Consider the following 19,269-nt stretch of genomic DNA (forward strand, 5'->3'; position numbering starts at 1 on the left):
TTAGCGTGGAGAGCAATGCCCAAGGGGGGATGGCTTTTTCTATGCCATCCCTCGTGGGTGCTAAGAGGTGTGCTCTTGAGCAATCAGTACGTCGTCAGTGGCGAAGTCGTGTTCGCCGAGGATTCCTGAGGTTTCATCGGGATGTTTGATCAGGGTGATGAGGGCGAGTACGAGTCCGCCCCAGATGACGATGATGAATAAGAGCATCATTAGGATAGCTGCGGTAGACATTAGTGCAGTTCCTCCTTGCTGTATTGCTCGATCGCAAAGCCCGCGATACGACGTTTCCCGTGTTTTCCGTGGTCATATTTTTGCGGCTTATTAGGAGTGCGCTCTTTTTCCGTCTCTACGCCGAAATCGGACCCCGGTGGGCCGTCGATAGGCGTGTTACGAGGCCAGCCAATCATCGACATGACGATGGAGCTGACGATGATGAAGGCGATGACGCCCCAGCCGAACCAAGCAACTTGAGTACTGGTGTATCCGCCATAGGGCTCAGAAATCAGGCTGGCTAGTTCTTGGAAGAGGGTAAAACCTAAAACCAACGTGGTCACATTGACCACACAGATACGCCAGAGCGTGCCTACGCGGAAAGACGACACCATGTTCAGGTGCAGAGAGAATTCATCGATTCGACGCAAGATCCAGTCGATAATCACAATGCTGATGAGTGCGATGGCAACAATGCCGACATTGTTGGTGAACTTATCCATGATGTCCAACGTGGCCAGGCCTGACGTAGTAGCAAATAAGACAATGGACAAGCACGCCATGAGGATACCCACGGTTACTGCCGTTGCTTTCCTTGACAGGTTCGTTTTATCTCGTACGCCAGAAACCACAACCTCTAGGAGGGAAAAGAGGGAAGTAAAACCAGCCACGGTAAGCGAACCGAAGAACAAGATGCCAAACAGGGCTCCAAATGGCATTTGATTAATGATGGTGGGGAACGCGACGAACGCTAGACCAATTCCGGATGTTGCTACCTCGTTGACGGCAACATGCTGTTGAGTTGCCATAAAACCCAAGGTGGCAAAGACGCCGATTCCTGCGAGCACTTCGAAGGAAGAGTTAGCGAAGGCTGTCACTAGACCGGTGCCGGTGAGGTTGGAGCGTGGCTTGAGGTAGGAGGAGTAGGTGAGCATGATACCGAATCCCACGGAGAGCGAGAAGAAGATCTGCCCGTAGGCTGCTACCCATACGGTGGGGTCTTTAAGTGCTTCCCAATGTGGGGTGAAAAATGCGTTGAGGCCGGTGGCGGCGCCGTCGAGGAAGAGGGCGCGAATGACCACGATGACAAACAGCACGGTGAGGATAGGCATGAAGACCTTGGACACTCGACCGATGCCAGCATCTACTCCCATAGCAAGGACGATGATCGCTGCGATCCATACTAAGGCGAGGGTAATGGTGATGGGGCCTACGAAGTCGGTGGAAAACGTTGCGGTTTTATCGAACTGGAGGAAGTCACCAAAGAAGTATGCGTTGGGATCATCACCCCATGCCTGGTTGATGGACTTGACGGTATAAAGCGCTGCCCATGCGATGATCGCGGCGTAGTAAATGGTGATAAAGAAGGCGATACCGAGCTGGATCCAGCCACCGACTTCTGCCCACCGCTTGATACGTCGAAACGCTAACGGCGCTGAGCCACGGTAGCGGTGGCCGATGGCAAAGTCGAGGAACAGCAGTGGGATTCCGGCGGTGAGAAGCGCGATGAGGTAAGGCAAGAGGAACGCTCCGCCACCGTTTTGGTAGGCCACATAGGGGAATCGCCAAATATTGCCCAAGCCAACAGCCGAGCCGATGGCAGCGAGAATAAAGACCCAGCGTGAGGAAAACACCTCACGGCGCTGGCCTTGCTCACGTGTGCTTGTCATGAGCGCACCTTTCGTACAAACACCCAGACGCTCAGTGCGCGGTGTGAAGGAATGCAAAACGAGCCTCTCTTTTTCCGTGGGGAATCATTGCGGCTGAAAAGGTGGTGCTGCCGAAGTTTCTAGGAGAGGGTAAATAAGGTATGCCCTATGGGTGAGGTAACCTTGCGAGGGAGTGAGGTGTATTAAAGGTAACACCTTTTATCCCGTTGTGTGAGATTTTTCAAGATAATAATCTCATTTTTGCGGGAGTGGATGTTAAGCGTTGCGACGCTATCTGTGATAGCTCCCCCTGATGTACGTGCACAGCGCTGGTGGGGAGCCATTTTGCTGCCTGCTTGCTAGGATGATCGTTCGTGAGCCTTACACTTGGAATCGTCGGCCTGCCCAATGTTGGCAAGTCCACGCTATTTAATGCCCTTACCCGCAACGACGTTCTGGCGGCGAACTATCCCTTCGCAACCATCGAGCCCAACGTTGGTCTTGTCGAGCTTCCGGATGCTCGCCTGAACCGTCTCGCAGAAATCTTCCAATCGGAACGCATCTTGCCTGCTACGGTCTCCTTTGTTGACATCGCCGGCATTGTGAAAGGTGCTTCTGAGGGTGAAGGCATGGGCAACGCCTTCCTAGCGAATATCCGCGAGGCAGACGCCATTTGTCAGGTCGTTCGCGCATTTGCTGACGACAACGTGATCCACGTCGACGGCCGTGTTGATCCCAGCTCAGATATCTCTGTGATCAATACCGAGCTGATCTTGGCAGATCTACAAACAGTAGAAAAAGCGCTGCCTCGTCTTGAAAAAGAAGCCCGCAAGAACAAAGATCTTGCTGAAACCGTGGAAGCAACCAAGAAGGCACAGGCCATCCTTGAAGACGACCGCACCTTATTCGCAGCATCCAAGAACGGCGAGATTGATCTCGCCCTGGTCCGCGAACTACACCTCATGACGGCTAAGCCTTTCCTCTACGTCTTCAACTCCGATGAAGAAGTACTGACCGACGATGCCCGCAAGCAGCAATTGCGTGACCTCGTAGCCCCTGCCGAGGCCGTCTTCCTCGATGCTAAGACTGAGACTGAGCTCCTCGAACTCGACGAGGACGAAGCCCTCGAATTGCTCGAGTCCGTTGGCCAAACCGAACCTGGTCTTGCCACGCTCGCAAAAGCCGGCTTTGCAACCTTGGGCCTTCAGACCTACCTCACTGCAGGCCCCAAGGAATCACGTGCATGGACGATCAAACAGGGATCTTTGGCACCTCAGGCTGCTGGCGTGATCCACACCGACTTTGAAAAGAAATTCATCAAGGCCGAGATCGTTTCCTTCGATGATCTCGACGCTGCAGGTTCCATCGCTGAAGCCAAGGCTCAGGGCAAGATGCGTATGGAAGGCAAAGACTATGTCATGCACGACGGCGACGTGTGTGACTTCAAGATCGGTGGCTAGAAACCATAGCTGTTAAAAAACCGCGCACCTCCTAGAGAAAAGGAAGGTGCGCGGTTTCTTTTGCGGGGACGGTTTTAGTGCTTCTTCCTGTGGAAGGGCACGATAACTGCCACCACGATAAAGCCCAAGATGAGGCCGAAGATCAGCGATCCCACTGTTTCTGTTGTCCACGCCACGGCGCCACCTAGGTGTTCCACGTTATGCACCAAGTGATGGATTACATCGTGGGGTGCATGCCACAGGTTGAGCGAATCTAACCCGCCGATAACGATATGGCCGCCAACCCAGAGCATGGCGAGCATACCGATGAAAGAAATAGCGTTGAGAACCACAGGCATGGCCTTGACAAGTCCGGCACCGAAGGCGCGAGCGGCACCGGAGTCTTTATGCTGATAGAAGATTCCTACGTCGTCGAGTTTGACTAGGAGGGCGACGGCTCCGTATACCACGGCTGTAATAAAAATACCGACTGCAATAAGAACGGCCGCTTCCATCCAGATGGTTTGGTCTGCGACTTCATTAAGCGAGATCACCATGATTTCTGCAGAAAGGATCAAGTCGGTGGTGATAGCACCACGCACAAGCGTGTTTTCGTCCTTTGCGCCGGCTTCTTCTTCGCTGGAATGTTGTTTTCCGGTCACCATCTCCCAGACTTTTTCAGCACCCTCGAAGCACAAGAATGCGCCACCTAGCATCAAAATGGGGGTGAGTGCCCAGGGGGCGAGCGCGTTGAGTAGGAGGGCGATGGGCAAGATAATGCACAGTTTGTTTACCAGCGAGCCTTTGGCAATACGCCAAATGATGGGGAGCTCTCGGGCGGGGGTAACACCGCGGACATATTGTGGGGTGACGGCTGTGTCGTCAACAACTACGCCCGCTGCTTTGGCGCTGGTTTTTGCCGCTGCTGCAGCAACATCGTCGACGCTTGCCGACGCGGTGCGCGCGATCAGCGCAACATCATCTAAAAGGGCAGCTAGGCCACCGGCCATGGGAAACCTCAATTTCGCTTTGCGACATGGTCAACTTTCCTCCTAGTCTACGTTGCAGAACTGCTCTATTGTCGGTGGCATGCATATTGTGATCGTTGGTGCCGGCGCAGTCGGCGGGTTTTTTGGTGGTTTGTTGCACGAATCGGGCACGAAGGTCACTTTTGTTGCCCGTGGGGAATCGCTGGACGCGCTGCAGCGCCGCGGCATGAGGCTTCACGACGCCTCCGGTGTGCGCGACATTCGCGTTCCAGTGGTAGAAGACCTAAGCCACGTCCCCGACGCCGATGTGGTGATTTTGGCGACTAAGACCTTAGGCAGCGTAGATTTGCCTAAAAATCTTCCCAAGAATGCCGTGTTGGTTACCACTCAGAACTCAGTGGAAATGCCCCACATCGCTGTAGAAGCGCTGGGTGTCGACCGAGTAATACCAGGCGTGGTACGTAGCTTTTTAACCAAGCGTGGTCCAGCCGAAGCCGAGTTCTCAGGCGGGATTTTTACGTTCACCTTCGGGAGCATGAGCGAGGTGACGCGTGGGGTCGTCGATAAGCTGGCCCATGCCTTAGAACGTGCCGGTATCGAGCCTGTGGTACACCCTGCGATCATGACCGACATCTGGTTCAAAGCGATGTTTGTTACCTGTTTTGGTGCTCTAGGTGCGCTGGTCAATCAACCTTTAGGAGTGGTACGAACCACCTACCGTGATGATTTCGAGGCTCTCATCCGCGAGGTTGTAGCAGCCGGTCAAGCACATGGGGTGGATTTTCCCGAAGATGTGGTTGATCGTGTGTTGGCGTTTGCCGACGCTCAGCCGGAGGGTGCCACCAGCTCTATGCAGCGTGATCTTGCCGACGGCCTTCCTAGTGAGCTCGATGCTCAAGTTGGTGCTGTAGTGCGCATGGCCCAACGCGTCGGTGTTGATGCTCGCCTCCATCACCTTGTGGGCAACGTACTTTCTCATAACCAAAACGCCTGAGTATGCTTTAAACGCACATATCTTATAAACCACGGGTGCTGGACGGCAGAGAAATGCCACAAAGCTGAGACAGAGCGAAAAATACGTGCACGCCCTGAACCGTCGAACCTGATCCGGGTAATACCGGCGATAGGAAGAATAATGAACCGATCGAAGAATTCTTGGCGCGTCATTGACATCGTGATCGCCTCCGTCATTGCTATTGCAACCGGTCTGCTGTTTTGGGTGTGGAACACCATCGGCTATGCGTGGTACTCAGCTGCCGATGCTTTCACCCCTGGCTTTGGCGGTATCGCTGTGGGAATCTGGCTCATTGGTGGTGTTTTAGGCGGCCTGATTATTCGTAAGCCTTTTGCAGCTATCTACGTCGAACTCATTGCTGCCTGTGTGTCCGCAGGTATTGGCAACCAGTGGGGAATCGAGACGATTTACTCAGGTCTTGCGCAAGGCCTAGGAGCTGAACTCGTGTTCGCCTTCTTCCTCTATCGACGCTTCGGACTGCTCGTTGCAGCGCTTTCTGGCGTAGGAGCAGCCGTCGGTGCCTTCGTCCTCGAGCTTTTCACTTCCGGAAACCTTGCTAAAACCGCTGCCTTTAACCTGACCTACTTAGGCAGCATGGCTATTTCTGGTGCGATACTTGCCGGCGTGTTCGGCTATCTCCTAGTCAAGGCGTTGGCAGGAACTGGAGCACTGGACCGTTTTGCGGCAGGTAGGGAATCCCGCGCGCTGGTCTAACCATCGTTTCTCTATCTGATTTTTCTTGTACACCAAAAACTTGCGGCCGCTGTGACCACCACAGTGGCCGCAAGCCATATATCAGGGTGGGTGAGCTCAATAGCCATCGCCGCGCCAAACAATGGAGCCCGTTGCGCAATCGCCAGCACGATAGCGGCAGCAACCAACGCCATGACCGCGTGCGGGGCACCAAAAAGGACCGCGACGCACACGCCAGCGGCCGCGCCAACAGCAAGCGAGGGAGTAAGCACACCGCCAACGGCTCCCGCACGAATGCACACAAGCGTGGCCGACATTTTGACTAGGAGAAGTGCACACGCCATCAAAGCGGTGATGTCCGTGCCAAAGGCAACATCGAGTACGAGCTGGCCGTTGCCATGAACCGCAGGAAACCACGTTCCCACCGCATACGTGGTCGCAAGTGCTAGCGGAAGAGTAATCACAAGCCAAGGGCCGGTATAACGACGTTGGAGCTGAGTGACCGTCAGACGACGCCACACCACAGCAACCACTGTGGCAACAATAGTCACGACTAGGAGGGGGAGAAGGTCATTTACTCCTAGAGTTTCGTGGGGAAACGCATACAGCGGCGCTGGAACCACGGGTGCGGCGACTGCGGTGGCGATTGTGCATACTGCGATGGTGGTAGCAACGGTGGCGCGATCGCGTCGCACGGGGAGGAGCTCGAGGACGAAGAGCATTCCGGCAATGGGTACGTGGTACATGGCTGCAAGACCGGCGCCGGCTGCGGCAGCGAGCAACCGGTTACGACGTTGAGCATCGGCGTCGGTACGGGTGTGGATGATGCGTTCTGCGATAGCGGCGGCTAGTTGTCGGGGTGCTTGTTCTTTGCCGAGGGAGGCACCGGCGGTGACAATGAACAGTTGTAGGAGGGCGTCGGCAAGCGTGCGCCACCAAGGCAGCTGGGTTTCGGTAGACAGCGCTGTGGTAACTGAGACGATGGGGCCGCGCCGGCGTAGTGCCCACCAGCAGATTCCTGCTAGTGCTCCTACTCCTAGGCTAATCACTGCCATGGTGGATTGGGTGACGTGGGCGAGCTGGTGTTCTGCGGTGTGAAGGAGGAGTGTGGTGAGGATCCCGATGAGCCCGGTGGCTGCGCCGACAGCGATGACGCCGGTGATTTCTTTAATGATTGCGTTCCTACTCACCTTTTCAGAATGACACATCGGCGCGTTCCGACTACGATCAACGCCGGTGCACACACGAGATGCCCGGGTGCCATGTGCTTGCTGTACATGGCTGAGACGGCTGTTTTGCCGAACCGTAGAACCTGATCTGGGTAATACCAGCGATAGGAAGACTTCATACTGTGACTGATCATGTCATCGCCCATGCGTTTAGTTTTCGGCATGCGAGTAGGCGCAATCCTGCACTTGTCGATCTTACGTTCAGGATTCCCCGTGGGGAACGAGTTTTGCTTTTAGGCGCATCTGGGTCCGGTAAATCAACATTGCTGGCTGCTATCGCAGGTGTTTTGGCTGATGAGGACGGCGAGCATAGTGGCGAACTTGAAGTATCGGGAATCCCCAGCATGGTGTTGCAGGACCCAGATTCGCAGGTAATTTCCTCCCGTGTGGGCGATGATGTGGCCTTTGGATGCGAGAATATGTGCGTTCCGCGCGATCAGATTTGGACGCGAGTTACCCAAGCATTGTCGCTGGTGGAGCTCGATTTACCGGTGGATCATCCCACATCTGAGCTCTCTGGTGGCCAAAAACAACGCTTGGCGCTTGCAGGTGTGATCGCTATGGGGGCAGACATTGTGCTTCTCGACGAGCCCACCGCCAATCTTGATCCAGAGGGCGTTAAGGAGGTGGTGTCGAACATCAGCAGGGTAGTAGATACAACCGGTGCGACCATGATCGTCGTGGAACATCGTGTGAGCACATGGCTCGATCATGTTGATCGCATTATCGCACTAGGACCTGATGGCAGGGTACTTGCCGACGGCCCCGCCCGCGACGTGATCGCCACCCACGGCCGCGAGCTCAGCGAATTGGGAATCTGGGTACCAGAAAACGATCCCGAACTGCCACCGGCGCTGCATTCTACGCATACCGAAACAGTGATACGTGCGCATGAACTTACCGTTGGCTGGAACCACCCGCTAGGAACGTACAGCTTTGATATTCCCGCTGGTGCCTCCACAGTAATCACCGGTGCTAATGGAAAAGGAAAATCTACCCTCCTACTTACCCTTGCAGGGCTGCTGCCCGCACATGGTGGACGTGTCGAGGTCGCTGCTGCCATCGCCCGTGGTCTAGGGCCAAACCCATTGTGCTGGAAATCCAAAGAGTTGAGCTCACGGTTTGGATTTGTGTTTCAAGATCCTGAGCACCAATTCGTTGCCGCAACAGTTCGTGAGGAAATGCGCGTGGGGCTTCGCGATCCCCAAGACTTCGCTAGGGCTGACATGCTCCTAGAGCGGCTTGGTCTTGATCATTTAGCTGAGGCCAACCCTTTCACCTTGTCGGGCGGGCAAAAACGCCGACTATCCGTAGCAACCATCTTGGTCAACACACCTGATGTGGTGTTCCTCGACGAACCCACCTTTGGGCAAGACCGCACGACTTTTATCGAACTAGTCACACTGCTGCGAGAACTAGCCGATGCTGGCACCACGGTTGTGTCTATCACCCACGATGAGCTCTACCGCCGCTACTTGGGCGATAAGGAGATCGCACTATGAACCTTCTCAGCGCCACTAATCCCGTTACCCGAGTCGCAGCACTCATGTTGTTGACCACCCCGCTATTACTCAGCGTCGATGTTGTATCAGCGGCCGTATCCCTAGTACTAACGATTGTGCTGTCACCACTTGCAGGAGTTGGAGTGGGCACGCTGCTGCGTCGAGGGTTCCCGCTTCTCATTGCAACGCCCATCGCCGGAGTATCTATGGCGCTCTATGGCCGCCCCGAAGGACACGAATACTTCTCCTTCTTGTTCGCCCATATCACCGATAATTCCCTCCAACTCGCCGCAGCCATCATGCTCCGTGTGCTGGCGGTGGGGCTACCCGCTGTCGTCCTACTGGCACACATCGACCCCACTGAACTAGGAGATGGGTTGGCTCAAATCCTGCGCCTGCCACACCGTTTCGTTATTTCAGCTGTAGCAAGTACTAGGATGATCAGCCTTTTTGCTAGAGACTGGCAGTCGATGCGACGTGCGCGCCGGGTGCGGGGTATCGACGATTCGAATCGAATTCGCTCGGGTTTTTCTATGGTGTTTGGGCTGTTGGTGTTGGCTATTCGTCGTGGCTCCAAGTTGGCTACTGCCATGGAGGCGCGCGGTTTTGGTCGGCGACCAGAACGGACATGGGCACGGGAATCCACCGTGGGTGCCGCTGATGCGATGTTGTTGCTGGTGTGCTTGGCAGCGTCGACAAGCGCGATCGTGGCGGCGGTCGTTACGGGAAGTTTTAGGTTTCTCGGCGCATGATCGTGCTTATCGACGGCCCCTCCGGTTCTGGGAAAACCACCTTCGCGGGATTTCTTGGGGAGATTTTAGGAATGCGTATTGTGCATTTTGATGATCTGTACCCAGGATGGCATGGGTTGGCTGCTGGAGTTGAGATTGTTACTGCCCTCCTAGAGGGGGCGGGAGGGTATCACCGTTGGGACTGGGAGAACGACACCGCGGGGCCATGGGTGGAAGTGTCCGAACGGAATCTTATTATCGAGGGGGTGGGAAGTCTTGCCCCCAGCGTTGTTCGGGCGGCGCGACAGCACGGTTCAGTATTGACCATGCTGTTTGATGGCCCTGAGCAGATACGACGGCAAAGGGCGCTTGCCAGGGATCCTTTTTATGAACCATGGTGGGATATGTGGGCTGCGCAAGAAGCTCGACATTTTGCGACGGTAGAGACGCCGGATGTGACACGGGTATTCTTGGCGGGGGCACTTTAGGGGGTGATCATGTCGACGCTACGTCCTTATTGTGAATGTAATCACGTCTTATTAAAAATGCAGGTCTAAGGTATTTTTAATGAATTAAACCTATTGTTTGATAGTTTTAGTGACCTGAAGGGGTCTTTATGGCTTAGCCGTGATGTGCGTTACGGGATAGGATCTTGCTCAAGCAACGATAGTTTCCCTCTAGCCATATGCGCGGATGCTGTTGCGAATGATGTCCACATCCCTTGGGAGGTCTCACATGACGCTAAAGAAGACTTTCGCCGTTGGCATGACCGCGGCACTAGCTCTAGGCCTGACTGCCTGTTCTTCGGATTCCTCGTCCGGAAGCACTGGCGGCTCGGGTGACAACTATGTTTTGGCAAACGGATCAGAGCCACAAAACCCTCTGATTCCGGCCAATACGAACGAGACCGGTGGTGGCCGTGTCATCGACATCATCTATGGTGGTCTCGTCTATTACGACACCAACGGAAAAGCCCATAACGAGCAGGCAGAGTCCATCGAGCTTGAAGGCGATCGCACCTACAAGATCACCTTGAAAGATGACCTGAAGTTCTCCGATGGTACCCCAATCAAGGCAGAGAACTTTGTTAAGACGTGGAACTATGCTGTCGCCAACGATCAGCTCAACGCCTCCTTCTTTGAAGGTATCAAGGGCTTTAAAGAAGGTGTCAAGGAGCTCGAAGGCCTCAAGGTAATCGACGACAAGACTTTCACCGTTGAGCTTGCTCAGCCAGAATCCGACTTCCCATCCCGTCTGGGTTACTCTGCTTTCTTCGCACTGCCAGATGTAGCTTTCGACGACATGGCGGCATTTGGTGAAAAGCCAGTATCCTCCGGTCCTTACAAGCTAGCGGAGTGGAACCACAACGAGTCTTTGACCATTGTTCCTAACGAGGAATACCAGGGTGATCGCAAAGCGAAAAACGACGGTGTGAAGTTCGTCTTCTATGCCTCCCAAGACGCTGCATACTCCGACCTGCTTGCAGGCAACTTGGATGTTCTCGACCAAATTCCAGACTCCGCATTCGCCACATATAAGGATGAGCTAGGCGATCGCGCGGTTAACCAGCCGGCAGCTGTCTTCCAGTCGTTCACCATTCCAGAAAAGCTGGAGCATTTCTCCGGTGAAGAAGGTGCACTGCGCCGCGCAGCAATCTCTCACGCAATTAACCGTGAAGAAGTCACCAAGACCATCTTCCAAGACACCCGCACCCCAGCTAAGGACTTCTCCTCGCCAGTCGTAGACGGCTACAAGGAAGGTCTGAAGGGCTCTGAGGTAGTCAAGTTTGATTCCGCAAAGGCAAAGGAACTGTGGGCTCAAGCTGACAAGATCTCCAAGTTCACCGGAGAATTCACTATTGCTTATAACTCTGATGGTGGCCACCAGTCGTGGGTTGATGCAGTAGCAAACCAACTCAAGAACAACCTTGGCATTGCGGCTAGCGGTAAACCATACCCAGACTTCAAGTCGCTTCGCGATGAAGTCACTAACCGCACCATTACCGGAGCATTCCGTACCGGTTGGCAGGGTGACTACCCACTGCTCGGTAACTTCTTGCAGCCTCTCTACGCTACGAACGCAAGCTCCAACGGTGGTCAGTACAGCAACCCTGCATTTGATGCCAAGTTGAAAGAAGCAGCAGGCGCTAAGTCTGTTGAAGAAGGCCTCAAGCTTTACCAAGAAGCAGAAGAAATCCTCTTCAAGGATCTGCCTGTAATCCCACTGTGGTACGCAAACGTCAACGGTGGCTCTTCTGACAAAGTCTCCAACGTGATCTTCAACTGGAAGTCCGTTGCAGCATACGAACAGATCACCAAGGGATAACACTCCTGCCCGTGAACTCCGTCGTGAGCCCCGCGTGTGGTGACGCGGGGCTCACGACGGATCTAGATGTTGAAATAAGGAACCACATATGTTGCGTTATATCGGGCGCCGATTGCTCCAAATGATCCCAGTGTTCTTTGGTGCAACCCTTTTGCTCTACGCACTCGTCTTCTTGATGCCCGGCGATCCAGTAGCCGCCCTCGGTGGTGACAGGGGCTTATCCGAAGCAGCCCGCGCTCGCATCACAGCCGAGTACAACTTGGACAAACCCTTCCTCGTTCAATACTTGCTCTACATTAAGGGCATCTTCCAACTGGACTTCGGTACTACATTCTCCGGTCGCCCAGTGGCAGAGGCTATGGCTCATGCATTCCCCGTCACCATCAAACTAGCCGTGATGGCCCTTATCTTCGAGGCCGTCTTTGGTGTGATTTTCGGTGTCATCGCGGGTATGCGTCGCGGTGGTTTCTTCGACTCCACCGTGCTGGTGCTTTCGCTCCTCGTTATTGCAGTGCCATCCTTTGTGATTGGCTTTGTATTCCAATACTTTGTCGGAGTGAAGTGGGGATTGCTCCCCGTCACCGTCGGCTCAAATGTCTCGGTGAAGTCACTGCTTATGCCGGCCATCGTATTGGGCGCGTTGTCTTTTGCCTATGTTGTTCGTTTGACAAGGCAGTCCGTATCGGAAAACCTGACTGCCGATTACGTGCGTACTGCGCGGGCTAAAGGTTTGAAGGGGTCGACCGTGACGATGCGCCACGTGTTGCGTAACTCGTTGATTCCCGTTGCTACATACTTGGGTGCCGACTTAGGCGCTTTGATGGCCGGTGCCATTGTCACTGAGGGCATCTTTGGTATTAATGGTGTTGGTGGAACTATGTACCACGCCATTTTGAAGGGCGAACCGACCACTGTGGTGTCCTTCACCACTGTTCTTGTGATCGTCTATATCATCGCCAACTTGGTCGTGGACTTAATCTACGCCCTGCTCGACCCAAGGATTCGCTATGCATAACAACAACATTTCCCGTCGTGGCCAAGAGCATTTCGTTTCCAGTGTCGACGAAACCGGCCTAGGTGCTGTCGACGCCGTTGCTGATGAGTCGGCACCAACCTCCTTGTGGGGCGAAGCATGGACCTACTTACGACGCCGCCCTTTGTTCTGGATTTCAGCAGCTTTGATCTTCATTGCTTTGCTCATGGCAATCGTGCCACAGCTTTTCACCTCCACGGACCCGCAGTTCTGTGAACTGGGCAAGTCGTTGGCAAAGCCAGCACCTGGTCACCCCTTTGGTTTCGATCGTCAAGGTTGCGACATTTACTCCCGCATGATTTATGGTGCACGCGCGTCCGTTGCCGTAGGCGTGCTCACCACCATCGCAGTCGTACTGATCGGCACTACGATCGGTTCCGCAGCAGGCTACATCGGTGGTTTCTTAGACACCTTGCTGTCGCGTCTGACAGATATTTTCTTCGCTGTGCCTCTCGTGCTCGCCGCCATCGTTGTGATGCAGATGTTCAAAGAGTCTCGCTCCATCATCACTGTTGTTGTGGTGCTCGCTTTGTTCGGTTGGACCAACATTGCCCGCATTACTCGCGGTGCGGTGTTGTCCACTAAGAACGAAGAATTTGTTACCGCTGCTCGCGCGGTTGGTGCCTCAAGGTGGCGTATTCTCACCACTCACGTACTTCCTAACTCCGCAGCACCCATCATCGTGTATGCCACTGTGGCATTGGGCACTTTCATCGTGGCAGAGGCAACCTTGTCCTTCTTAGGAATTGGTTTGCCACCGAGCATTGTGTCGTGGGGTGGCGACATCGCCAAGGCGCAAGCGTCGCTACGCACACAGCCCATGGTGCTGTTCTATCCTGCCGTTGCCCTTGGCCTTACCGTCTTGAGTTTCATCATGATGGGCGACGCCGTCCGCGACGCCCTCGATCCAAAGTCTAGGAAGCGATAATCATGTCTGAAAAAAATCAACAGCCGCTTCTAGAGATGCGTGATGTTCGCATCGCTTTTACATCCACCACCGGAACCGTTGAAGCAGTCCGTGGAATTGATCTAACTATTTACCCAGGACAATCCGTGGCAATCGTCGGTGAGTCTGGATCGGGTAAATCTACAACGGCGATGTCCATCATCGGGTTGCTGCCAGGCACCGGCAAAGTGACCGATGGACAGATCATTTTCGATGGTCAAGACATCACCACATATAGCGAAAAACAAATGCAGGAGCTGCGTGGCTCCCACATTGGTTTGGTGCCACAGGACCCGATGAGCAACCTCAACCCTGTGTGGCGCATTGGTACGCAGGTGAAAGAATCCCTCAAAGCCAACAACGTGGTGCCGGGCTCCCAAATGGACGAGCGCGTAACGCAGCTATTGGAGGAGGCGGGGCTTCCCGACGCTGCCCGCCGCGCCAAGCAGTACCCACACGAATTTTCTGGTGGTATGCGTCAGCGCGCCTTGATCGGTATCGGCCTCGCCGCACGTCCTAAGCTCTTGATTGCCGACGAGCCGACCTCTGCTCTCGACGTCACCGTGCAAAAGCGTATCCTCGATCACTTGGAAAATCTCACCCACGAGCTAGGCACCGCGGTGCTTTTCATTACCCACGACCTTGGCCTAGCTGCCGAGCGTGCAGAGCACCTCGTGGTCATGCACCGTGGTCGTATCGTGGAATCAGGCCCGTCGCTTGATATCTTGCGAAACCCTCAGCACCCCTACACCCGTCGATTGGTCAAAGCTGCACCATCACTGGCATCAGCGCGCATCCAATCTGCTCAAGAAAAGGGCGTTGAAAGCTCGGAGATCCTTGCAACGGAAAAGAAGACCGATGAGGAAATTATCCGTGTTGAAAACCTCACCAAGATTTTCAACGTTCGCGGCCAACGCGGAGACAAAGCTGAACTCAAAGCAGTTGATGACGTCAGCTTCAGCCTGAAAAAGGGCACCACATTGGCGTTGGTGGGTGAGTCCGGATCCGGAAAAACCACCGTGGCCAACATGGTGCTCAACCTCATCGATCCCACGACGGGCAAGGTCTATTACAAAGGCACCGATCTTTCCACACTAGGAAAGAAGGAGCTTTTCGACATGCGCCGTAAGCTCCAAGTGGTGTTCCAGAACCCTTATGGTTCTTTGGACCCGATGTATTCGATTTTCCGCTGTATCGAAGAACCCCTCCTAGTGCACAAGGTGGGCAGCCGGAAAGAGCGGGAGAAGCGCGTCGCTGAGCTGCTTGATATGGTTGCTATGCCACGCTCTGCGATGCGTCGCTACCCGAATGAGCTTTCCGGTGGTCAGCGCCAGCGTATCGCTGTCGCACGAGCGCTCGCGCTGAATCCTGAGGTGATTGTGCTCGATGAGGCAGTTTCGGCTCTTGACGTTCTTGTTCAGAACCAGATTCTGCAGCTGCTGGCCGATCTCCAACAGGAGCTGGATTTGAGCTACTTGTTCATCACCCATGACCTTGCAGTTGTGCGTCAAACAGCAGATCAAGTCGTGGTGATGCAAAAAGGTCGCGTCGTAGAACAAGGAACCACCGATGAGTTGTTCCTCAACGCACACGAAGATTACACCCGTGATCTGATCAACTCTGTTCCAGGTCTTGGCGTTGAGCTCGGTACGGGAGAAAACCTGTAATTTCCTCTTAGTGACGGATTAGAGCTGCCATGAAATAGGCCTGCTTGCATGGACGCACCAATTGGTAGGTAAAAGCAATGTGTTTGTTCGTTGCTGAGTTACGCGCCACCCGTAATCACTAACAATTAATTAGTCCTGTTCGTGCAGTTTGTGTAAGTGATGATTAGGACCTTTAGAAGGCGGTCGTGTCAAAGATGTTGGAAACGTACAACCGTGTTGGGGGGGGGGGAGGTGCAGGCAATACTTCTTTAACCGACATGATAATCATACCCATTATCGATTAGCCTCAAGTTCCCTAAGGGTTGGTGAAAATCTATGAAAGCAACGAACTACCTAGTTGCCGCATTACTGGCGTCAACTACCCTCATATCGCCTATTTCAGCACATGCAGAAGGTTTTTTTGAGACTCGTCTCGATGGTGTGCGTACAGGATTTATTACGCGCTCTTGGAATGACCGTAATTATGATGGGTATAACACCGAAATTACAGCCGCTAATTGTTTGAATAATCCTCACGGATCGCCAGGTAGGGTTGAATTTACTCTGAAGAAAAAGATTCCAGTGTTGCCGGATCATGATTTGGGTACCCGTACTCTTAACGGATGCTATAGGGAGTGGGACCGTGGTAACTGGGGACGAGTTTCTGCTGGTGACTACTATGCTGTTGTGGGTACTTTTGATTGGAATCGCCTGACTATTAACTGGCTAAAGGTAGTTTACTGACAATGCTTGAGCTTCAGAATGTCAAAGTTAGACGCTCCGGAAAGCTTTTACTCGATGTACCATCGTTAAAGATCGATTCTCGTGCCACACTTTTATTGGGGGTAAACGGCGCAGGAAAATCAACACTTCTATCAATTTTGGCAGGTCGTTTAGCACCTTCTGCGGGGCGTGTAATCGGATCTAAATCGGTTATTAGTGTGGAGCAGCAATTTAAACCCATCATTGGTTTTACGTGTGTTGAATACTGTGCATATGTTAGCTGGTTGGGTGGACAAGCTTGGTCAGTTGCACGTCAAAAGGCGTCATACTGGCTTGAGTTTGTTGGAATTGAACATCTAATGCATCAGCGTTGTGAAAAACTAAGCGGTGGTGAACGTTCGCGCTTAGCCATTGCTACCGCACTAAACTCCGGTGCCGATATGTTGCTTTTAGATGAACCCAGCGCTGCATTAGATCCAGTGAGTAAGCAAGCGATTAGCGACTTATATTGTCAAATAGTCGAATATGGGCAATCGTTATTGGTGTCAACTCACGATAGCGCTGATTTGAAGTTCCCGTTTGAGCGCGTGATCGTTCTCGATGCTGGTCAAGTCCGATTTGATGGCTCATGTGCCGAGTTTCAAGATCTATCGTTGCAGCAAGGAGATTCTCCAGCCCATATACTTTCTAAAGCATTCAAGAAAAGGGAGCGTAGGTAGTATGTGGAAATTCCCTAGATCGCACTGGATAAAACGTCCCTCTTTATGGTGTTGTGTAGGCGCTCTTTTAGTATGTTTTTTGCCGCTATCTCAGTGGACTGTAGTGGCATATACTCCTTCGATTCTAGCGAATGCTACGATCGTGTTTTACATTATCATTCCAGCAATGGCTGTGGCAGTGGCATGGGAAGCATCTCGGTTTCGGCCTGTGATTGGGGTAGTCGCTAATTCCGTACGAAAAATTCTTTTGGATCGACTGCTTTGGTTTGCTTTATTCCCTCCGCTTGCTTACACAACGTCGGTTATTTTTCTTGCAGGAAATCTGACAGCTCTCAATTCTTCTATTTTTATAGGTATGCTTGGTTATTCCTGCATACTTGGTATTGGATGGGTAGTTGTCGGGACCGTAATAGGCTTTTCGTTACGTCCAGCTATATCGGTAGGCTTAGCTGGCGTACTGTCATACGGATGGTATGCACTTCTGCCTTCTATGATTGCTCCCGGAGCGATACGGCGGTTGTCTGGCGACTTCCTAGCATGTTGTTCACTTGATGCAGATTTGGATCGCCGTGCTGCGGTCATTGCAGGTGGCGTAATTTTGGGTGTAAGTATGCTCAGTATTGCGTTGTTTTCCCTCATTAAAGTGCAATCATCTAAAACGTTACCGGTGATGGCATGCTGTGCAGGAGTTGCTCTGATTGTGATTAGTGCGGTGGCGAATCACTCGTTGACTGACAATGGTTTGATAGCACGTAACCGTGCAGACCTTGTCTGTATAGACGGAGTGTGTGCTTGGCCTGAAATACCAAAAGATAGTATCGCACTTAATGCTCGTGCTCGGGAAAAGTTTGCTGAGATTATTCCTAATGAATGGAGCGAGTATGCAACAGCGCCTGTGGTTTGGGGAGAAACTGACGATCAATCAAGCATTGAGTTTAGTGGTCAACGGACTCTTCCTGGGGTATTGGGAGACTATGTGGACTATGTTGGTTCGATCGAGTTGGCCAGAACGGGAATTGAAATATGCGGTACGCCATTAGAAAAAATTGGGATCGTTCGCAGCGGCCTTGCATGGAACCCAGAGGAATTGGTATCTATCGAGGCGGTCGAGCATCGCCTTGAACATTCTTTGTGTCCAACGAGGTTATAAGCATATGCAATCGAGATTTGGACTTTACTGTAGGGCACATCGTGTTATTCAGGTAACAAGCTTTATTTTAATATTATTGGCGATAGTAGTGCCTGCAGGTCATATGATTGTTTATATACCTTGGTTAAATGGAACAAATCTTGTGACTCTTAACGGGGTGGCGGGGATAGCGTATGGCGCGACACCGGTAATGCTTTTTCGGAATGAAGGAACGAGGTTAGAGCTTTTTTCTTTATTCCCGTGGCGACTGATTAATGGTGTAATTCTGCTAATTTTATGGATTGTACCATGGGTAACGTGTGGGATATTTAGGCCAGCAAGTCAATTTGCGTATATTGCTACTTGTTCAATAACTCTGGCCGTTGTAGTAGGACAATTTTTAAGATCAGATACCCTAATATTGTTTATTATTGGCCAGTTTTTGCTTCAGACAGTGATGTGGCAGAGCGTCAGAAATCTGCCCATTCGCTTCATTATGTTTGCCGTAAATCAACCACCACTGAAAGTTGCGTTTATTATTAGCGTTTCTTTGTTTGTAATTAGCCTTATATGGGTGAGAGATCCACTTAAAACAAATAAATTAGGTCGGTAGTTGATGTATGCAGACTAAAGGCATTTGTCCTCAATTATAAACCGGCCTGGGTTGGTGAGAGGGCATGATGTAACACAGAAGGAACATCATGCCTATCAGCCCTTACGACCAAGAAACCCGCCAACAGGCGGTGCGCCTGTACTTCGAGGAACTTGTTGACGGTGCTTCATCCAAGGCAGCCGCACTACCCGCTGTCAAAGCTGTCATCGGCATCAAAACATCCACTATCCGCAACCGGGCACGCGCAGAAGAGAAAAAGGTGGACGTCGCCGTCAAGCAAACCGACGCCGAGAAAAACGCGGAACTTATTACCCTGCGCAAAGAAAATGCCCGGCTCAAAGAAACCAACGAGATCCTGAAACTGGCCTCAGCTTTTTCACCCAGGTGGAGCTCGACCGCAAACTGAAGTGATCGTGGACTTTTCCGCCCTTACCGGCACCTGTATTCCATCGAGCGGATATGCCGCGTGCTCAACGAGCATGAATTACGCTATTTCACCAGCAACGTTCTACTACTTCCAAGCCCGTGGTTTCGGGTCCACCCCCTGCCGAGCTGGACGAGGCGTACACCGCGCATCAGCTCTTTGAGCTGTGGCAGACCAATCGGCGGGTCTACGGGCGAGGAAAACTACGGAAAGCCGCCCACCGGGCAGGCTGGACCATCGGCCGTGACTAGGTG

19 protein-coding genes and 1 riboswitch are annotated in these 19,269 nt (G+C 52.8%); of the genes, 15 read left to right on the forward strand and 4 right to left on the reverse strand.

Annotated features, from left to right (window positions below):
- Positions 1-60 precede the first annotated feature (60 nt).
- Both metS and CIP100161_RS04530 read right to left on the reverse strand, forming a co-directional pair.
- Positions 61-231, reverse strand: coding sequence for a methionine/alanine import NSS transporter subunit MetS (gene metS, locus CIP100161_RS04525; RefSeq protein ID WP_155872244.1), 171 nt, complete (start codon positions 229-231; stop codon positions 61-63).
- The gene (locus CIP100161_RS04530) at positions 231-1,880 is read right to left on the reverse strand and encodes a sodium-dependent transporter (protein ID WP_155872246.1); all 1,650 of its coding nucleotides are present in this window, start codon (positions 1,878-1,880) and stop codon (positions 231-233) included. Before CIP100161_RS04530 ends, metS begins: the two co-directional genes overlap by 1 nt.
- Before the next feature lie 353 nt (positions 1,881-2,233).
- On the opposite strand from CIP100161_RS04530, the gene ychF reads away from it, so the two are divergent.
- Positions 2,234-3,319: a redox-regulated ATPase YchF gene (ychF, locus tag CIP100161_RS04535; protein ID WP_003850882.1), complete on the forward strand. Its 1,086-nt coding sequence runs from the start codon at positions 2,234-2,236 to the stop codon at positions 3,317-3,319.
- Positions 3,320-3,393: 74 nt separating this feature from the next.
- Here the strand turns inward: ychF and CIP100161_RS04540 are convergent, their stop codons facing one another.
- Positions 3,394-4,308 carry a DUF808 domain-containing protein gene (locus CIP100161_RS04540; protein WP_155872248.1) on the reverse strand — a complete coding sequence of 305 codons (915 nt, stop codon included), beginning with the start codon at positions 4,306-4,308 and terminating at the stop codon, positions 3,394-3,396.
- 79 nt (positions 4,309-4,387) lie between these two features.
- Here CIP100161_RS04540 and CIP100161_RS04545 point away from each other — a divergent pair, with 79 nt between their 5' ends.
- On the forward strand, positions 4,388-5,281 hold the full coding sequence (locus CIP100161_RS04545; protein ID WP_155872250.1) for a 2-dehydropantoate 2-reductase: 894 nt from the start codon (positions 4,388-4,390) through the stop codon (positions 5,279-5,281).
- Between the two features lie 141 nt (positions 5,282-5,422).
- A complete protein-coding gene (locus tag CIP100161_RS04550) occupies positions 5,423-6,016 on the forward strand; it encodes an ECF transporter S component (RefSeq protein ID WP_155872253.1) in 594 nt (197 codons plus the stop codon).
- An 11-nt stretch (positions 6,017-6,027) separates the two neighbouring features.
- Here CIP100161_RS04550 and CIP100161_RS04555 read toward each other — a convergent pair whose 3' ends face one another.
- Positions 6,028-7,203, reverse strand: a complete 1,176-nt coding sequence (locus tag CIP100161_RS04555) for a chloride channel protein (protein ID WP_155872255.1) — start codon at positions 7,201-7,203, stop codon at positions 6,028-6,030.
- Positions 7,204-7,239: 36 nt separating this feature from the next.
- Positions 7,240-7,352, forward strand: a riboswitch (TPP riboswitch).
- Between CIP100161_RS04555 and CIP100161_RS04560 the strand changes: the two genes are divergently transcribed.
- From CIP100161_RS04560 to CIP100161_RS04615, 12 genes are all read left to right on the forward strand, one after another.
- Positions 7,347-8,726: an ABC transporter ATP-binding protein gene (locus CIP100161_RS04560; protein ID WP_155872257.1), complete on the forward strand. Its 1,380-nt coding sequence runs from the start codon at positions 7,347-7,349 to the stop codon at positions 8,724-8,726. (Overlaps the previous riboswitch by 6 nt.)
- A complete protein-coding gene (locus tag CIP100161_RS04565; RefSeq protein ID WP_155872259.1) occupies positions 8,723-9,478 on the forward strand; it encodes an energy-coupling factor transporter transmembrane component T family protein in 756 nt (251 codons plus the stop codon). Before CIP100161_RS04560 ends, CIP100161_RS04565 begins: the two co-directional genes overlap by 4 nt.
- Entirely contained in the window at positions 9,475-9,945 is a 471-nt protein-coding gene (locus CIP100161_RS04570; RefSeq protein WP_155872261.1) for a nucleoside/nucleotide kinase family protein, read from the forward strand. Before CIP100161_RS04565 ends, CIP100161_RS04570 begins: the two co-directional genes overlap by 4 nt.
- 247 nt (positions 9,946-10,192) lie before the next feature.
- Positions 10,193-11,782: a peptide ABC transporter substrate-binding protein gene (locus tag CIP100161_RS04575; RefSeq protein WP_155872263.1), complete on the forward strand. Its 1,590-nt coding sequence runs from the start codon at positions 10,193-10,195 to the stop codon at positions 11,780-11,782.
- Between the two features lie 88 nt (positions 11,783-11,870).
- Entirely contained in the window at positions 11,871-12,797 is a 927-nt protein-coding gene (locus tag CIP100161_RS04580) for an ABC transporter permease (protein ID WP_155872265.1), read from the forward strand.
- The gene (locus CIP100161_RS04585) at positions 12,790-13,743 is read left to right on the forward strand and encodes an ABC transporter permease (protein WP_155872267.1); all 954 of its coding nucleotides are present in this window, start codon (positions 12,790-12,792) and stop codon (positions 13,741-13,743) included. The genes CIP100161_RS04580 and CIP100161_RS04585 overlap by 8 nt, the downstream gene beginning before the upstream one ends.
- A gap of 2 nt (positions 13,744-13,745) precedes the next feature.
- A complete protein-coding gene (locus CIP100161_RS04590; protein WP_155872269.1) occupies positions 13,746-15,428 on the forward strand; it encodes a dipeptide ABC transporter ATP-binding protein in 1,683 nt (560 codons plus the stop codon).
- A 315-nt stretch (positions 15,429-15,743) separates the two neighbouring features.
- The gene (locus tag CIP100161_RS04595; RefSeq protein ID WP_232053092.1) at positions 15,744-16,151 is read left to right on the forward strand and encodes a hypothetical protein; all 408 of its coding nucleotides are present in this window, start codon (positions 15,744-15,746) and stop codon (positions 16,149-16,151) included.
- Between the two features lie 2 nt (positions 16,152-16,153).
- Positions 16,154-16,849, forward strand: a complete 696-nt coding sequence (locus CIP100161_RS04600) for an ATP-binding cassette domain-containing protein (protein WP_155872271.1) — start codon at positions 16,154-16,156, stop codon at positions 16,847-16,849.
- 1 nt (position 16,850) lies between these two features.
- Positions 16,851-17,999: a hypothetical protein gene (locus CIP100161_RS04605; protein WP_155872273.1), complete on the forward strand. Its 1,149-nt coding sequence runs from the start codon at positions 16,851-16,853 to the stop codon at positions 17,997-17,999.
- Positions 18,000-18,003: 4 nt separating this feature from the next.
- Positions 18,004-18,591, forward strand: coding sequence for a hypothetical protein (locus tag CIP100161_RS04610; protein ID WP_155872275.1), 588 nt, complete (start codon positions 18,004-18,006; stop codon positions 18,589-18,591).
- An 88-nt stretch (positions 18,592-18,679) separates the two neighbouring features.
- Positions 18,680-18,997 carry a hypothetical protein gene (locus CIP100161_RS04615; RefSeq protein WP_232053095.1) on the forward strand — a complete coding sequence of 106 codons (318 nt, stop codon included), beginning with the start codon at positions 18,680-18,682 and terminating at the stop codon, positions 18,995-18,997.
- Positions 18,998-19,269: the final 272 nt, after the last annotated feature.

It is taken from the genome of Corynebacterium rouxii (genome assembly GCF_902702935.1).
Taxonomy (GTDB): domain Bacteria; phylum Actinomycetota; class Actinomycetes; order Mycobacteriales; family Mycobacteriaceae; genus Corynebacterium; species Corynebacterium rouxii.

What these genes read in the sequence shown, in the direction of transcription:
- CIP100161_RS04530 (WP_155872246.1), bottom strand. Translation starts at nt 1,880, where the DNA reads ATGACAAGCACACGTGAGCAAGGCCAGCGCCGTGAGGTGTTTTCCTCA.
- CIP100161_RS04565 (WP_155872259.1), top strand. Translation starts at nt 8,723, where the DNA reads ATGAACCTTCTCAGCGCCACTAATCCCGTTACCCGAGTCGCAGCACTC.
- CIP100161_RS04575 (WP_155872263.1), top strand. Translation starts at nt 10,193, where the DNA reads ATGACGCTAAAGAAGACTTTCGCCGTTGGCATGACCGCGGCACTAGCT.
- CIP100161_RS04590 (WP_155872269.1), top strand. Translation starts at nt 13,746, where the DNA reads ATGTCTGAAAAAAATCAACAGCCGCTTCTAGAGATGCGTGATGTTCGC.
- CIP100161_RS04570 (WP_155872261.1), top strand. Translation starts at nt 9,475, where the DNA reads ATGATCGTGCTTATCGACGGCCCCTCCGGTTCTGGGAAAACCACCTTC.
- CIP100161_RS04610 (WP_155872275.1), top strand. Translation starts at nt 18,004, where the DNA reads ATGCAATCGAGATTTGGACTTTACTGTAGGGCACATCGTGTTATTCAG.
- CIP100161_RS04600 (WP_155872271.1), top strand. Translation starts at nt 16,154, where the DNA reads ATGCTTGAGCTTCAGAATGTCAAAGTTAGACGCTCCGGAAAGCTTTTA.
- CIP100161_RS04545 (WP_155872250.1), top strand. Translation starts at nt 4,388, where the DNA reads ATGCATATTGTGATCGTTGGTGCCGGCGCAGTCGGCGGGTTTTTTGGT.
- metS (WP_155872244.1), bottom strand. Translation starts at nt 231, where the DNA reads ATGTCTACCGCAGCTATCCTAATGATGCTCTTATTCATCATCGTCATC.
- CIP100161_RS04580 (WP_155872265.1), top strand. Translation starts at nt 11,871, where the DNA reads ATGTTGCGTTATATCGGGCGCCGATTGCTCCAAATGATCCCAGTGTTC.
- CIP100161_RS04615 (WP_232053095.1), top strand. Translation starts at nt 18,680, where the DNA reads ATGCCTATCAGCCCTTACGACCAAGAAACCCGCCAACAGGCGGTGCGC.
- CIP100161_RS04550 (WP_155872253.1), top strand. Translation starts at nt 5,423, where the DNA reads ATGAACCGATCGAAGAATTCTTGGCGCGTCATTGACATCGTGATCGCC.
- CIP100161_RS04605 (WP_155872273.1), top strand. Translation starts at nt 16,851, where the DNA reads ATGTGGAAATTCCCTAGATCGCACTGGATAAAACGTCCCTCTTTATGG.
- CIP100161_RS04555 (WP_155872255.1), bottom strand. Translation starts at nt 7,203, where the DNA reads ATGTGTCATTCTGAAAAGGTGAGTAGGAACGCAATCATTAAAGAAATC.
- CIP100161_RS04585 (WP_155872267.1), top strand. Translation starts at nt 12,790, where the DNA reads ATGCATAACAACAACATTTCCCGTCGTGGCCAAGAGCATTTCGTTTCC.
- CIP100161_RS04540 (WP_155872248.1), bottom strand. Translation starts at nt 4,308, where the DNA reads ATGGCCGGTGGCCTAGCTGCCCTTTTAGATGATGTTGCGCTGATCGCG.
- CIP100161_RS04595 (WP_232053092.1), top strand. Translation starts at nt 15,744, where the DNA reads ATGAAAGCAACGAACTACCTAGTTGCCGCATTACTGGCGTCAACTACC.